The sequence below is a fragment of the Sphingobium sp. SA2 genome, from assembly GCF_032227065.1.
Taxonomy (GTDB): Bacteria; Pseudomonadota; Alphaproteobacteria; order Sphingomonadales; family Sphingomonadaceae; genus Sphingobium.
The window spans coordinates 63,933-78,374 of record NZ_JAPMXX010000006.1; the positions used below are offsets into that span (position 1 = coordinate 63,933).

The following is a 14,442-nucleotide window of genomic DNA, read 5'->3' on the forward strand; positions in this document are numbered from 1 at the left end:
GCCTTGATAGAGGCGAGCATCGTCATGTCAGGCATCCCCCGTCCGCTGCATGCGGCGATAGCGCGGCAAGGCCGCCAGCTTGTTTTCGCGCCATTCTTCAAGGTTCGCGCGGGCGCGGTCCTTGAGGCGGGTGGCGATTTCCTTTTCGCGGTTCGCGGCGAGCGTCACGCCTTCCTTGCTCTCCACCTTGCGTCGCGCATCGTAGAGCGCGCCGTCGAGCTGGCGCCCTGCCTGTTCCAGCCGGGTGGCGAGTTCCTGCATCGCCGCGAAGGATGCACCGGTGGCGGCACCTTCGGTTTCAAACAGTTCGTAGCGGACCTTGTTGAGCCGCTCGATATTGCGGGCCAGGCCATCGGCCTCGTCGCGCGCGCGCGCCGTTTCGGCCACGGCCATGGCATGCTGGACATGGCGCACGCGCAGCACGCGATGGCGGCGGGACACCAGCCCCTTCATGCGCCGAACCCGGCGATCAGCGCGGCGGCGCTGGTGTCGAGATCGATGCGGCTTTTCTGATCCTGCCGGATGAAGTCGAGAATTTCCTGACGGCGCTGGACGGCTTCATCAATCACCGGATCATTGCCGGGGCGATAGGCCCCCATCAGGATGAGATCGCGATTTTCCTCATAGGCGGCCCAGAGGCGGCGATAATTGGCGGCGGCCATGCGATGATCGTCGGGCACCACGTCGGCCATGACGCGCGACAGGGATTTGCCGATGTCGATGGCCGGGAAGATGGATTGTTCGGACAGGTGCCGCGACAGGACGAAATGGCCGTCCACGATGGCGCGGGCCGCGTCCACGATCGGATCGTCCGTATCGTCGCCATCGGCCAGCACAGTGTAGAGCGCGGTGATCGAACCGCCGGTACGAGCGTCCACCCCGGCTCGTTCGACCAGGCGGGGAATGAGCGCGAGGGCAGAGGGCGGATAGCCCTTCATCGCGGGCGGTTCGCCCAGTGCCAGGCCGATTTCGCGCTGGGCATGGGCGCAGCGGGTCAGGCTGTCGATCAGCAACAGCACTTTCTTGCCACGGGCGCGGAAATATTCGGCGATGGCGGTGGCGCGCGCGGCGGCACGCAGGCGCAACACCGGGGGATGATCGGCAGGGACAGCGACGACGATGCTCTTGTGCATCGTATGTTTGAGTTTGGTTTCGAGAAAGTCGCTGACTTCGCGGCCACGTTCACCGATCAGGCCGACGACGACGATGTCGGCTTCGGCCCCGGCGATCATCTGGCCCATCAGCACCGACTTGCCGACGCCGGACCCTGCGATGATGGCGATACGCTGGCCGCGCCCGGCGGTGAGCAACGCGTTGACGGCGCGGACGCCGAGGTCGAACGGTTCGGTGACGCGGCCGCGATCGAGGACATTGCCCTTAACGCCGTTCAGCGGCCAGACGCCGCCCGCGATGATCGGTCCCTTGCGGTCGAGCGGCTGGCCCATGGCATCGACCACGCGACCGATCAGTCCTTCGCCCACCTGCACCATATTGGCCTGGTTGTCGGGTTCGACCCGCGCGCCATTTTCGAGCGGCGCGTCGCTGTCGAGCGGCACCAGCAGGGTGCGGCCGCCGCGAAAGCCCGCAACTTCGGCGCGCGCGATCGTGCCGTCGCTGGCGATGACCCGCGCGCCTGCGCCGATCGGTCGGCGGAAGCCGGTGACTTCCAACATGCCCGCATCATGGCTGACCAGACGACCGACATGGCGCGGCGCGCGGTTCTGCACCTGCAGATGGTCGAACAGGGTTTCGGCCTGGGCCAGCGATGCGCGGATCAAGGCCTGCCCTCCATATCATCGAGCAGTGCGCGCAGGCGCGAGAGGCGCACGTCGGGGCCATCCTCGACCCAGCCTTCGGCGGTTTCCAGCCGGACGCAGCCGCGCTGCATCGCCTTATCGGGCACCAGCTTCACGCCGATCTGTTCGCCTTCCAGCATGACGATATCGTCGGGATGGAGGTGGAGCGCGCCCTTTTCGTCATTATCCTCGATGAAGGCGGCGACGGTGTCGCAGCGCTGCACGAGGCGTTCGATGTCGATCTCGACCTCGCCCACAATCTGTTCGACCAGGCGGACGACCGTAGCGGAGAGCATGGTGGAGAGCATGCCGCTGGGCGCGGGCGCGAGCGAGGCCAGCGATTCCGCCAGCCGTTCGCGGATTTCCGTGTCGGCACCATGGGCTTCGGCGGTGATGCGGCAACCTTCGTCGAAACCGAGCGTGAAGGCTTCCATCCGCGCTTCTTCGACCAGGTCGACCACGGGTTCGGCGTCCGCCATGGCGGCGCGGATCGTCGCGGTCTGCGCGCCGGGATGGGCGGTGTAGAGGCTGCGGAAACCGCTGCTCTCGCTTTGTACGAAACCGGCGACCGCGACTGGCGCGAAATCGCGGGCTGCTTCGGCACCCCAAATCCTAGACAAAGTCATTCCCCTTGCCACCGAGCATGATGGTGCCTGCATCCGCCATGCGGCGGGCGGTGGCGATGATCAGTTTCTGCGCTTCCAGGACTTCGGCGAGGCGGATGGGGCCGCGCTCTTCGATCTCGTCGGCGATCGCCTGGGCCGCTCTCGCGGACATGCTGCCGAAAATCTTGCCCTTGAGCATGTCGTTCACGCCCTTGAGCGCGACGACCAGAACGGTGTTGTCGATGGTCCGCATCAACGCGCCCAGATTCTTGTCGTCCATGTCCACGAGGTTATCGAAGACGAACATCTCCTCCTCGATAGTCTGGGCAATCATCTTGTCGCGCTTGGCGACGGCCTTCATGATACGCTGCTCATTATCCTTGCGGACATTGTTCATGATCGCGGCCGCTTCGACCGTGCCGCCGCGCTGCGAGGCGGCACCCTGCTTGCCGACCGGACCGCGCATCAGCAATTGCTCCAGATCTTCGAGCGCCTCGTTCGACACCGGCCCCAGGGTGGCGATGCGATAGACGATCTCCTCCTGATATTCGGACGGCAGCAATTGCAGCACGTCGGCGGCGACGGGTGCCTCCAGATGGGCCAGCACGATCGCCATGATCTGCGGATGCTCCGCCTCGATCAGCACGGCGATTTCCTTGGCATCCATCCATTTGAGCATTTCAAGCTGGGTGGAGCGGGTCGGCGGCGTAATGCGCGCCAGGATGGTTTCAGCCCGTTCCTCGCCCAGCGCCTTGGTCATGGCACCGCGAATATGGCGGGTCGCGCCATAGCCGATGGTGGTGCGCTTCTTGGCCTTGGCGACGAAATGGTCGAGCGCTTCGTTGACCTCTTCGGGATCGACATCGGCGACATCATACATGGCATAGCCAAGCTGGCGCACTTCCTCCGGTTCCAGCCGGGAGAGGATTTGCGCGGCTTCATCCTCGTTGAACAGCATCAGCAGGACGGCGGCGGCGGCGCTGCCCTTGAGCGCTTCGGGACGACCGGGAACGATCTCAGGCATTTTCCTTCTTCCCCTCCTTGAGGAGGTCGCGGACGACGAGGGCGGCGCGGTCGGGATCTTGCTTCACGAAGTTGCGAATGAGGTCGGCGCGCTGGGCATAGTCATAGGTGGAGGAGATCATATCGAGCGTGACCGGCCGTTCGGGATCGGGCGCTTCGACCACCTGCTTGGTGAGTTCGGACGAGATTTCCCGGCCGATGCGCTGACCTTCCTGCGTCGTCTGCTCCGCAGCGGCGGCCTGAGCGGCAGCGCGGCGCTTGAGCAGCGGGCGACCGATGCCGAAGACGAGCAGCAGCGCGACCAGCAGGGCGGTGCCGTTGCGCACCAGCGGGTTCATCCAGTCGGATTCATACCAGGGGATGACGGTTTCGGGCGTCTTGAGGAAGCTGCGCGAGGAAAGCGCCACCACGTCGCCACGGGTCTGGTCGAAGCCGACCGCGCCCTTCACCAGTGCTTCGAGCGCAGCAATTTCCTGTGCGGTGCGCGGCTTGCCATCCGCGCCGGTGTCGAGCGCCACGGCGACCGACAGGCGCTTGACGGTGCCGATCGCATCCTTGGTCACGGACACTTCACGGCCCAGTTCAAAGCTGCGGTTGAAGGTTTCCTCGGTCTTCATCAGCGGATTGGGCGGGGTGCCGGGGGTCTGCGCGGCGGTTTCGCCCTGCTGCACGGCTTGGCCATTTGGGTTGGTCTGGGTGACGGTCGGGTTGACCGGCGCCTGGTTGGTGAGCGCACCGGGGATGCCCGACGCTTCGCCGCCTGCACCCTGGCCACGCGGGTCGGATGCCCAGGTGCCCTGTTCGACGCGCAGGCGCGCTTCGTCCTGCGGGAAGGTCTCGCGGGTCGCCTGGCGCTCGGCGAAATTGAGTTCGGCATGGACTTCGGCGGAGAAATTACCCTGGCCAAGGATCGGGGTGAGCAGCGCGATGACCGACTGGCGATAGCGATCCTCGATCCGGCCCTGGATCGAGAGCTGGCGATCATCGGCGGCGTCGCCGTCATTATTGCTGAGCAGGCGGCCATTCTGATCGACCAGCGAAATCTGGTCGGGCGAGAGGTCGGGAATGGAGGAAGCGACCAGATGCACGATCGCGCTGACCTGCGCATCAGTTAGCGTGCGGCCCTGCGCCAGCCGCAACATGACGGAAGCGGACGGTTTGGCGCGGTCGCGCAGGAAGACGCTGGGCGGTTCGACGGCGAGGTGGACCTTGGCGCTTTCGACGCTGTCGATCGCCTCGATCGTGCGGGCGAGGTCCATTTCGCGGGCGGAACGCAGCTTTTCGCCCTCGACCGCGCGGCTGGCGCCCATCGGCAGGCTGTCGATCATGCTGTTGCCGTCGGGCGCGCTCTTGGGCAGGCCTTGCGCGGCGAGCATCATCTTCGCCTTGAAATAATCATCCTCCCCCACGGTCATGCTGCCGGACTTGTCGAAGTCGAAGGGGATGCCGGCCTGCTCCAGCACTTGCGCGACGGCCGATTTGTCGGCGTCGGGCAAGGCGCGGAACAGGTCGCGCTGGGGCGGTTCGCGCAGGGCCAGCCAGGCAAGGCCCGCCAGCGCGACGACGCCCAGCATGCCGAGCAGCGGCAGGCTCTTGGCGACAGCCGGTTGCTGGATGAGCCCGGTGAAGCGCGCCTTGAGCGCCGCCATGCCGGTGAGGCCGTTGCGGGCCGCCGAAGCGGGGGCCGGGAGGGCGGGCTTGCCGCCGTCGATGGTGAGTGCGTTCTCGCTCATGATTTAGACCGGCATGCTCATAATGTCCTTGTAGGCGGACAGGAGTTTGTTGCGGACCTGAAGGGTCGCTTCGAAGCTGACCGATGCCTGCTGCTTGGCCAGCATGACGGCGGCGATGTCGGTGGTTTCGCCGCGTTCGAAAGCGGCGGCGGCCTCACCGGCCTTGCCCTGCAGGCCGTTGACCTGCTGCAGCGCGTTGTTGAGCGCGTCGGTGAAGCCACCGGGCGCGGTGCCCTGGGCCGCGCCTGCACCGCCGACCGGATTGGTCGAGCCGATGTCGCGCAGCGCGGCATTCTTTTGCAGGATGGCGTTGCGGATCGCCATCACGCTGTCGGTCGGGGAAATGCCGTTCATATCCTATCCTCCCGGTTCAAGCCGCGGCCAGCTCGCGCATTTCGGCGAGCCGATAGCGCAGCGTGCGTTCCGAGATGCCGAGCTTGCGCGCGGCGGCGGCGCGATGGCCGTCCGTTTCGCGCAGGGCGCAGCGGATGGCTTCGAGCTTGGAATGGCGCGCGACGTCGCGCAGCCGGATCGGTTCGGCGGGCAGCTGGATCGGCGCTGTGGCGCGGAAGGGCGTCACCATCTGCGCCGCGCCTGCCAGATGCAGGTCGTCCGCCTCGATCCGGTCGCCATCGCGCAGCACTAGGGCACGCTGGAGGATATTGCCGAGTTCACGGGCGTTGCCGGGCCAGCCATGAGCGGCGAGCTTGTCGAGCGCGGCGGCGGTCGGCCAGACGAACCCGGTCTTGCCGCCATCCTGATGGCGCAGCAGCATCGCGGCGGTGATCGCGCTGATGTCGCCGCGACGCTCGGCGAGCGGGCGCAGTTCGAGCGGCATGACGTTGAGACGCCAGTAGAGATCTTCGCGGAAGCGGCCTGCGGCACATTCCTGCGCCAGGTTGCGGTTGCAAGCGGCGATGATGCGGACATTGACCGGCACAGCATGGGTCGCGCCGACGGGCAGCACTTCGCCTTCCTGCAGCGCGCGCAGCAGCTTGGCCTGCAGCGCGAGCGGGAGTTCGGCGATTTCGTCGAGGAAGAGCGTGCCGCCATCGGCGGCGAGGAACAGGCCTTCGGACGCATTGGCGGCGCCAGTGAAGCTGCCCTTGCGATGGCCGAACAGCATCGCTTCCATCATGGTTTCAGGCAATGCCGCGCAATTGACGGCGATGAAGTCGTGGCCCGACCGGCCCGACTGGGCGTGCAGGAAGCGCGCCATGCCTTCCTTGCCGGTGCCGGTGTCGCCCTGGATCAGGACAGTGGCGTCGCTGCGGGCGACCCGCCCGGCGAGCGTCATCAGCCGGACGCTGCCGCTGTCGCCCACCGCGGGGACGGCCGCGGGGCGCGCCAGTTCGGCGATGAGCGCAAAGGCGAAACCCATGTCGGCAAGGCCGAAGGCGACGCGGGCGGGCAGGCCGTTGGCCGCGGAGACCAGCGAAGGTGCGCCGTCGATCAGGTTGATGAGAATGTCGCGATGGGTCGCATGGCCGATCTCGGTGGCCAGCAGCACGCGGCGGCTGTCCTTTTCACGCGGGCTGGCCGCGTCGACGATGCGCACGGTAAAGAGAGCGTTTTCGAGCCAGTGCTGCAGACCCGGAACGAGCGCGCAGACTCCACGGCTCACGTCGAGCGATGACATGAACAAAACCCCAATAACTGGTCGGCTTGTGCCCCCGCACGCCCCGGACCCCTTCGATGGTTCAAGCTCTATATTTATGTGGTTATCAGATGGTTAACTTTGCCATCCAGTTGCCGCCGACCGGCAATTTAATTCCGGCAAGGCGGCAAAGACGCCGTCCTTTGTCCTACGCGCGCGCGTAGTAGCCAGGGAAATTGCCCTTTTTCAGAAAAATCGACAGCGGCGCTAAAGGCCGGTCGCTGCCCGCCGTTATCCCCTTTCGAGGCCGCAGACGCTCCATGGCAGCGACCTGATTGACACTGAAAGGGAACACCATGACTGTTATCGGAACCAACACCGCCGCTCTCCGCTCCGCCAATGCCTCGTCGATGGCCAGCAAAGGCCTGACCAACGCAATGGAGCGCCTGTCGACCGGCAAGCGCATCAACAGCGCCAAGGATGACGCCGCCGGCCTCGCAATCGCTTCGACCATGACGTCGCAGATCAAGGGCATGACCCAGGGCATCCGCAACGCCAATGACGGCATCAGCCTGGCGCAGACCGCGGAAGGCGCGCTGAACGAAGTCAGCAACATGCTGCAGCGTATGCGTGAACTGACCGTGCAGCGGAACAACGACACCAACAGCACCGAAGCCGTTGCGAACATCGACGCGGAAAAGGATCAGCTGGCCGTTCAGATCAACGACATCCTGACCAAGACCGAATTCAACGGCAAGGCGCTGTTCCCGACGACCGCCGACGCCGTGACGATCCAGGCCGGTGCCAACGACACCGACACCGTGACCATCACGCTGGAAGCCATCGACGTGACCGACGTGGCCAGCGCGACGGAAGCGGAAGATGCCGCCACTCTGGCAGACTTCGACACCGCGCTGCAGACGGTGGCGACCGCCCGCGCTACGCTCGGTGCCGTGCAGAACCGCCTGGAATCGTCGGTCAACAACCTGACCAATAACATCACCAACCTGACCGACGCGCGCAGCCGTATCGAAGACGCCGACTTTTCGGCCGAAACGACCGCGCTCGCCAAGCAGCAGATCCTGAGCCAAGCGTCGACCGCGATGCTGGCACAGGCCAACCAGAGCCAGCAGGGCGTTCTGAAGCTGATCGGCTAAACCCCTACCCCATTGGTCGGCTGAGGTCTGGTCACCTGACAGCCGCCCATAGGCGCCCGGCACATCACAGTCCCCACCGTGCCGGGAGCCACAACTTCGATCGAACGACCAGCATCAGAAGCCTCCGTCCCCCCGGGCGGGGGCTTCATCGCATATGCAGCATGGGGGGCTTGGTTTTGCGTGACAGGCTCGCCATGGTGAAACCATGACCCAGATTGACCGGCGCGCGATGATCGCTGCCACGGGCGCTGCCCTCCTCCTCCCCCGCGCTCTGCACGCGCAAACGCAGCCCCCCCCCTTTTCCTGGGAGCGGCTGATCGGCCAGGCGCAGCGGCTGGCGCGCGCGCCCTTTGCCGAGACGCCGGCCCATCCGGGTGCCGCCAAGATCGATTATACCGCGCTGCACGAGGCGCGCTTTCGCGAGGAACGGACTTTGTGGGGCGACCTGCCGGGCGATACCGGCATCCGCTTTTTCCCGCTGTCCGCCACCGCGCCGCAACCGGTCGAGATCGCGATCATCGAGCAAGGCCGCGCGACGCCGCTGCGCTATGATCCGGCCATGTTCGATGCGCCGGCGGGCAATCCCGTGACGGCCCTGCCGCCCGGCGCTGGCTTTGCGGGGTTCCGCATCATGAATGCCGCGCGTGACGGCGACTGGTTGTCGTACCTTGGGGCCAGCTATTTTCGTGCGCCAAGCCCGCAAAAGCAATTCGGCCTGTCGGCGCGGGCCGTTACGATCAATACCGGCATCCAGGGGCGCGAGGAATTTCCGCGCTTCACCCATTTCTGGCTGGAGCGGACGGGGCCAAGTAGCGTCACCATCTTCGCCCTGCTCGACGGGGCATCGATTACCGGCGCGTTCCGCTTCGTCAGTCGGCTGGACAAGGACGGCGTGCGGCAGGACGTGACCGCCGCCCTGTTCCCTCGCCGTGCCATCCCCGAACTGGGGCTGATGCCGATGACCAGCATGTTCTGGTATGATCAGGCCAACCGGACGATCGGCACAGACTGGCGGCCGGAAATCCATGATTCCGACCTATTGTCGATCGCCAGCGCCGATGGCACCGCCCATGCCCGCCCGATCGTCAATCCCACAGCGCCGATGGTCAGCGCCTTTGCCGAGCGCGATCCCAAGGGGTTCGGGCTGCTGCAACGCGACCGGGATTTCGACCATTATCAGGACGATGGCGTTTTTTATGATCGCCGCCCGACTTTATGGGCCACGCCCGCCCGGCCGCTGGGCGCGGGCGAGGTGCGGCTCTACGCTTTTCCGACCGACAGCGAATATACCGACAATCTGGCCGCCTACTGGACGCCCGCCGCCGCGCCTGTGCCGGGCAAGCGGATCGACCTTGCCTACAAGCTCGACTGGACGGCGGACCGTTCGCCCGCCGCGACCGGCATGGCAATCGTCGAGAATGTCTGGCGCGGGCGGGGCGACCAGCCTGACATCGCGCGGCTGGTAGTCGATTTCGCGGGGGTGGCGGAGGGTAGCAAGCCCGACCTGTGGGTGGACATCGCCAACGGCACTTTGGTCAAGCAGGCAGGCTATCCGGTGCTGGGCCGCAAAGGCCTGTATCGCACGGTGCTGGACCTACGGCGCAGCGGCGGCGGTGCGGCGGATGTGCGGTTGCAATTGCAGGCCGGCGGTCGCGCGGTGAGCGAATATGTGCATTACCCCGTTGGCGGATGAACGGAACCGTTGGCGTAACGAACGGTTCTTGCCGTTGGGTGAAACGCTATGGGTCTGGATGATATGGGCAATGGACAGGTGCCGGTGGCCGATGCCGCCGCCGGGGACGTGCCGGTGAGTCCGGCGTTCGAACAACTGCCCCCCGAAAGCCCGATCGCAATGCCGGAGCAGGATTTCGACGCGCGACCGCCGCTGACCATGCCGCGCCGATTCAATATCGACCTGTGGGCGCGGCGCATGCTGGTCGTGCTACTTGCCCTGATCCCGACTGGCATGGCTGCGCACGAGATGCGCCGTTCGATCGGCCTGGACGGCATTTCGCTGCTGGAGGGCATCTATCTCGCGCTATTCATTCCGCTGTTCGCCTGGATCGCGTTCGGCTGTGCCACCGCGATCATCGGCTTCCTGCTGCTGACGGTGGGCAAGGGGCGTAGCGTGACGCCGCGCCCGCTGCGCGCGTCGCAGCCGTTGCAGGGCAAGACCGCGATCCTGCTGCCGGTGTGTAACGAGGATTTTCTGGGCGTTCTGGGGCGGTTGTCAATCATGGAGCGATCGCTGGCGCAGGTGATGGGGCGCGAGCGGTTCGAATTCTTCATCCTGTCCGATTCCAACGTGCAGAGCGGCGAGACGGAGCGCGCGGCCTATCTGGAAATGCGCGGCTCTTTCTCCCGCCCCGTTCATTATCGCCGCCGTGCGCGCAATATCGGGCGGAAGCCCGGCAATATCGCCGAATGGGTCGAGCGGTTCGGCGGCGGTTATGATTATATGATCGTGCTGGACGCCGACAGTATCGTCAGTGGCCAGACCATGGCGCGGCTGGCGTCCGACATGGAGCGGCATCCGCAGGTCGGCCTGATCCAGACCGTGCCCACCGTCATGGGCGCGGCCACCCTGTTCGCGCGCTGGCAGCAATTTGCGAGCCGCCTGTTCGGGCCGATTTCGGCCGCGGGAATGATCTGGTGGGCCGGGTCCGAAGGCATGTTCTGGGGCCATAATGCCATCGTCCGGGTCAAGGCCTTCGCGCAAAGTTGCGGCCTGCCCGAACTGCCGGGCCGCGCGCCCTTTGGCGGGCATATCATGAGCCATGACATGCTGGAGGCGGCCTTGCTGCGGCGGCGTGGCTGGGACGTGCATATGGTCACGGCCGACGATAGTTTCGAGGAATTTCCGCCGTCCATGCCCGACCTGTTCACCCGCGACCGTCGCTGGTGTCAGGGCAATATCCAGCATGTGCCCTTGCTCGTACGGATTGCGGGGCTGCATCCTGTCAGCCGGTTCCAGTTGCTGGTGGGCGCGACGGCCTATTGCACGTCGCCGATGTGGTTGACACTGATGCTGGTCGTGCTGGGTGGCGGGGCGAGCGGGGTGTGGCCGCCTACTGATGTGTTGCCGTCTGGCGGATTGCTGGCGGTGACGGCCTTCCTGCTGTTCGGGCCGAAGCTGCTGGCGATGCTGTGGGCCTTGCTCGACCCGGCGCGGCGGATCGGCTTTGGCGGCGCTGCGCGGATGACGCGCGGGGTGATCGTGGACATCATCCTGTCGATCCTGATGGCGCCGGTGGCGATGCTGACCCAGACGATCAACCTGTTCGGCATATTGATGGGCCGCAAGAGCAGTTGGAACGGGCAGACCCGCGACCGCGACGGCATGGCGATCACCAGCGCGATCTGGCTGTTCAAATGGCATATCTTGCTGGGCGCGCTGCTGCTGGCGCTGGCGATCCAGGCGGGGAGCGGCATCGGTTGGATCATTCCGGTGACGGCGGGGCTGTTCCTGGCGCCCGTGCTGGCGGCGGTTACCGCGCGCAAGGATCTGGGGCGCCGGGCCGAGGCAAGCGGGCTGTTCCAGGTCGCCGATCCCTGGTGGCGGACGCAAAGCTATCGCCCGTTGCGGTTCCGCTGGCCCAATGGCGAGGAACGGCGGGTCGGGCGGCTGGCAGCGAACGACGAATAGCGTCAGTCCCAGTCGCGCAGCTTCTCGCGCAGCTTGTCGAGCGCGGCCTTCTTGATCTGGCAGACGCGCGCCGCGCCGATGTCCAGCGTATGGCCGATTTCCTCCAGATTGAGTTCTTCGACGAAATAAAGTTGCAGCACCAGCGCTTCGCGCTGCGGCAGTTCGCCGATGCAGGCAGCGAGCGCCTTCTTGAGCGATTCGCGTTCCATGACGTCGTCGGCGCGGTCCTCGACATCGGCGAACCACATGGACTGGTCCGAATAGACCTCATCCATGCTGGTATGCTGCACCATTTCGACGCTGTCGGCGAGTTCGCGATAGTCGGACGGGTCGAGGCCCATTTCGGCGGACATCTCCGCCTCGGTCGGCAAGCGGCCAAGCGTCTGTTCCAAGCCATTACGGCAGGCGGCAAGTTGCTTGCGCTTGGCCATGGCGGAGCGGCAGATGGTCGCCTGCCGCCGCAGATGGTCGATCATCGCGCCGCGCACGCGCAACTGGGCATAGGCGGCGAAGCCGAAGCCGCGATCCTCGAAACTGTTGGCGGCCTCGACCAGCGCGAGCATGCCGATCTGGAGCAAGTCCTCCACCTCGATCGCGCTCGAAACGCGGCCATGGACGTGCCAGGCGATCTTGCGCACCAGCGGCATATATTGGCGGGCGAGCCGCTCCGGGCTGTTCTCGCCGGGCTTCGCGTAAGTATGGGCGCCGGCCGCGATCTTGTTCATATACATGACTCAGCCTCCTTTCAGGCGACTCGTTCGCGCGCGTGTTCCTGGCGAGGTGCCGGGTCGTGGCGGGGCGTGGGGCGCTGTTCGCCGCCCACGACCGCGACCACTTCGACGCCCTTGCCATCGGGAATTTCGAGGAAGGACAGGACCGGCGTTTCGGGCAGATGCGGCTTGAACAAGCGCGCGAGCGCGCGCCTGGCCAGCGGCGAGGTGACGATGGCGAAGTTGCGCGCCTGCCCCAGCAGCGGCCGGGCGGCCTGGACCACCGCTTCGACGATGCGGTTAGCGAGCGCGGGTTCGATCGGGTGGCGAGCATCGCCCGCCACACGCATCGCCTGCGCGAGCATGGCTTCGAGGTCGCCATCCAGCGTGATAACCGGGAGCGGCATCTTGACGGGGACCAGCCCCTGGATGATGAGCGCGCCGATCCGCTGGCGCACAGCCTCGACCAATTGTTCGTGGTTCATGTCGGGCCGGGCGGCGTCGACCATGGCTTCGCAGATGCGGCGGAAATCCTTGAGCGCGATGCCTTCGGACAGCAATGCGCGGCACAGCGCGCTGATCTGGGTGAGGCTGAGCGTGGCGGGCGTCAGACCTTCGACCAGTTGCGGCGCGGCGTCCTTGAGCGTGTCGAGCAGCTTGCGCGCTTCGTCGAGGCCGAACATTTCGGCGGCGTTCATGGCGATGAGTTGGTTGAGGTGCGTTGCCACCACGGTCGGCGGATCGACCACAGTATAGCCCGCGATCACCGCTTCGCTGCGCTTGGCCTGCGAAATCCAGACGGCATCAAGGCCAAAAGTCGGGTCTTTGGTCGGGCGACCGACGATCACATGTTCGAGCGCACCGCTGTCGAGCGCGAGCAGGTCGTCGGGCCAGATTTCATCTTCCCCCACCACGACACCGGCGATGGTGATGCGATATTGATTGGGTTCGAGCGCCAGATTGTCCTTCACCCGCACCATCGGCACGACGAAGCCAAGCTCCTTGGAGAGCTGGCGACGGATACCGGTGATCCGCGCCATCAACGGCGCGCCCTTGCGTTCGTCGACCAGGGCAATAAGGCCATAGCCGATTTCGAGGCCGAGGATCGCTCCGTCGGACACGTCATCCCATTCGATCACCGCCGGATTGGGCGCGGGGGCGACGGGGGCGGGTTCGGCTGCTTTCGCCTGGCTGGCCTTGCGCAAGTGCCAGGCGATGCCCCCCGCCACGGCGGCGGCGGACAGAATGATAAGATGCGGCATGCCGGGCAGGACGCCCAGGAAGCCGAGGATTGCGGCGACCGGCACCCAGGCGCGGCCCGACCCGAACTGGCCCGCAATCTGGCCGCCCAGATCCTGCTCGCTCTTGACGCGGGTGACGATGGAGGCGGCGGCGATCGACAGCAGAAGCGCGGGGATCTGCGCGACCAGCGCGTCGCCGATCGCGAGGATAATATAGGTCTGGGCCGCTTCGCCGATGGCAAGGCCGTGGCTGACGACACCCAATATGATGCCGCCGATGATGTTGATGACGAGGATCAGGATGCCCGCGACCGCGTCGCCCTTCACGAACTTGCTGGCACCGTCCATCGAGCCGTAAAAGTCGGCTTCGGTCGCGACTTCGACGCGGCGCAGCTTGGCTTCTTCCGGCGTCATCAGGCCGGCATTCAGGTCGGCGTCGATCGCCATCTGCTTGCCGGGCAAGGCGTCCAGGGTGAAGCGCGCCGACACTTCGGACACGCGGCCCGCGCCCTTGGTGATGACGACCAGGTTGATGATCATCAGGATGGCGAAGACGAAGATGCCGACGACATAGTCGCCGCCGATCAGGAAATGGCCGAACGCCTCGATCACCTGTCCGGCCGCATCCGAGCCTTCATGCCCCGACACCAGCACGACGCGGGTGGAGGCGACGTTGAGCGCCAGGCGCAGCAGCGTGGCGAACAGCAGGACGGTCGGGAAACTGGAAAAATCGAGCGGCTTGGCGGCATTCAGCGCCACCATCAGCACCGCGAGGCTGATCATGATATTGGTGATGAAGCCGATGTCGAGCATGACCGCCGGAACGGGGACCATCATGAACAGCACGACCATCAGCGTCGCAAAGGGCAGCACCGCCCCCTGGACGGCGCTCATCCAGATCTTCGCTTTGACTTGGGTGGGAGTCATGAGGAGC

General features: G+C 65.7%; 12 protein-coding genes. 3 read left to right on the top strand and 9 right to left on the bottom strand.

Annotated elements, in window-relative coordinates; translation table 11 throughout:
- Positions 1–27: 27 nt before the first annotated feature.
- From OVY48_RS07760 to OVY48_RS07790, 7 genes are read right to left on the bottom strand one after another with little or no spacing between them, the layout of a single operon-like run.
- Complete coding sequence (locus OVY48_RS07760) at positions 28–453, bottom strand: hypothetical protein (protein WP_313922404.1); 426 nt, start codon at positions 451–453, stop codon at positions 28–30.
- Complete coding sequence (locus OVY48_RS07765; protein ID WP_313922406.1) at positions 450–1,778, bottom strand: FliI/YscN family ATPase; 1,329 nt, start codon at positions 1,776–1,778, stop codon at positions 450–452. The genes OVY48_RS07760 and OVY48_RS07765 overlap by 4 nt, the downstream gene beginning before the upstream one ends.
- The gene (locus tag OVY48_RS07770) at positions 1,775–2,422 is read right to left on the bottom strand and encodes a flagellar biosynthesis protein (protein WP_069065224.1); all 648 of its coding nucleotides are present in this window, start codon (positions 2,420–2,422) and stop codon (positions 1,775–1,777) included. The genes OVY48_RS07765 and OVY48_RS07770 overlap by 4 nt, the downstream gene beginning before the upstream one ends.
- Entirely contained in the window at positions 2,409–3,425 is a 1,017-nt protein-coding gene (gene fliG / locus OVY48_RS07775; RefSeq protein ID WP_037474054.1) for a flagellar motor switch protein FliG, read from the bottom strand. Before fliG ends, OVY48_RS07770 begins: the two co-directional genes overlap by 14 nt.
- The gene (fliF, locus tag OVY48_RS07780) at positions 3,418–5,157 is read right to left on the bottom strand and encodes a flagellar basal-body MS-ring/collar protein FliF (RefSeq protein WP_069065225.1); all 1,740 of its coding nucleotides are present in this window, start codon (positions 5,155–5,157) and stop codon (positions 3,418–3,420) included. The genes fliG and fliF overlap by 8 nt, the downstream gene beginning before the upstream one ends.
- 3 nt (positions 5,158–5,160) lie before the next feature.
- Positions 5,161–5,511 (bottom strand): flagellar hook-basal body complex protein FliE, encoded by a 351-nt coding sequence (gene fliE, locus OVY48_RS07785; RefSeq protein ID WP_037477059.1) that lies wholly within the window; start codon positions 5,509–5,511, stop codon positions 5,161–5,163.
- Positions 5,512–5,527: 16 nt separating this feature from the next.
- On the bottom strand, positions 5,528–6,796 hold the full coding sequence (locus OVY48_RS07790) for a sigma-54 dependent transcriptional regulator (protein WP_313922407.1): 1,269 nt from the start codon (positions 6,794–6,796) through the stop codon (positions 5,528–5,530).
- A 314-nt stretch (positions 6,797–7,110) separates the two neighbouring features.
- Here OVY48_RS07790 and OVY48_RS07795 point away from each other — a divergent pair, with 314 nt between their 5' ends.
- From OVY48_RS07795 to mdoH, 3 genes are all read left to right on the top strand, one after another.
- Positions 7,111–7,911: a flagellin gene (locus tag OVY48_RS07795; RefSeq protein ID WP_037477057.1), complete on the top strand. Its 801-nt coding sequence runs from the start codon at positions 7,111–7,113 to the stop codon at positions 7,909–7,911.
- A 205-nt stretch (positions 7,912–8,116) separates the two neighbouring features.
- Positions 8,117–9,604 (top strand): glucan biosynthesis protein, encoded by a 1,488-nt coding sequence (locus OVY48_RS07800; protein WP_313922408.1) that lies wholly within the window; start codon positions 8,117–8,119, stop codon positions 9,602–9,604.
- A 48-nt stretch (positions 9,605–9,652) separates the two neighbouring features.
- Positions 9,653–11,557, top strand: coding sequence for a glucans biosynthesis glucosyltransferase MdoH (gene mdoH, locus OVY48_RS07805; protein WP_409593047.1), 1,905 nt, complete (start codon positions 9,653–9,655; stop codon positions 11,555–11,557).
- A 2-nt stretch (positions 11,558–11,559) separates the two neighbouring features.
- Here mdoH and OVY48_RS07810 read toward each other — a convergent pair whose 3' ends face one another.
- Together OVY48_RS07810 and flhA are read right to left on the bottom strand one after the other, a co-directional pair.
- Positions 11,560–12,288 (bottom strand): sigma-70 family RNA polymerase sigma factor, encoded by a 729-nt coding sequence (locus tag OVY48_RS07810; RefSeq protein WP_069065228.1) that lies wholly within the window; start codon positions 12,286–12,288, stop codon positions 11,560–11,562.
- A 14-nt stretch (positions 12,289–12,302) separates the two neighbouring features.
- On the bottom strand, positions 12,303–14,435 hold the full coding sequence (gene flhA / locus OVY48_RS07815) for a flagellar biosynthesis protein FlhA (RefSeq protein ID WP_313922409.1): 2,133 nt from the start codon (positions 14,433–14,435) through the stop codon (positions 12,303–12,305).
- Between the last annotated feature and the right edge of the window lie 7 nt (positions 14,436–14,442).

What these genes read in the sequence shown, in the direction of transcription:
- OVY48_RS07760 (WP_313922404.1), bottom strand. Translation starts at nt 453, where the DNA reads ATGAAGGGGCTGGTGTCCCGCCGCCATCGCGTGCTGCGCGTGCGCCAT.
- OVY48_RS07770 (WP_069065224.1), bottom strand. Translation starts at nt 2,422, where the DNA reads ATGACTTTGTCTAGGATTTGGGGTGCCGAAGCAGCCCGCGATTTCGCG.
- fliG (WP_037474054.1), bottom strand. Translation starts at nt 3,425, where the DNA reads ATGCCTGAGATCGTTCCCGGTCGTCCCGAAGCGCTCAAGGGCAGCGCC.
- fliF (WP_069065225.1), bottom strand. Translation starts at nt 5,157, where the DNA reads ATGAGCGAGAACGCACTCACCATCGACGGCGGCAAGCCCGCCCTCCCG.
- fliE (WP_037477059.1), bottom strand. Translation starts at nt 5,511, where the DNA reads ATGAACGGCATTTCCCCGACCGACAGCGTGATGGCGATCCGCAACGCC.
- OVY48_RS07790 (WP_313922407.1), bottom strand. Translation starts at nt 6,796, where the DNA reads ATGTCATCGCTCGACGTGAGCCGTGGAGTCTGCGCGCTCGTTCCGGGT.
- OVY48_RS07795 (WP_037477057.1), top strand. Translation starts at nt 7,111, where the DNA reads ATGACTGTTATCGGAACCAACACCGCCGCTCTCCGCTCCGCCAATGCC.
- OVY48_RS07800 (WP_313922408.1), top strand. Translation starts at nt 8,117, where the DNA reads ATGACCCAGATTGACCGGCGCGCGATGATCGCTGCCACGGGCGCTGCC.
- mdoH (WP_409593047.1), top strand. Translation starts at nt 9,653, where the DNA reads ATGGGTCTGGATGATATGGGCAATGGACAGGTGCCGGTGGCCGATGCC.
- OVY48_RS07810 (WP_069065228.1), bottom strand. Translation starts at nt 12,288, where the DNA reads ATGTATATGAACAAGATCGCGGCCGGCGCCCATACTTACGCGAAGCCC.
- flhA (WP_313922409.1), bottom strand. Translation starts at nt 14,435, where the DNA reads ATGACTCCCACCCAAGTCAAAGCGAAGATCTGGATGAGCGCCGTCCAG.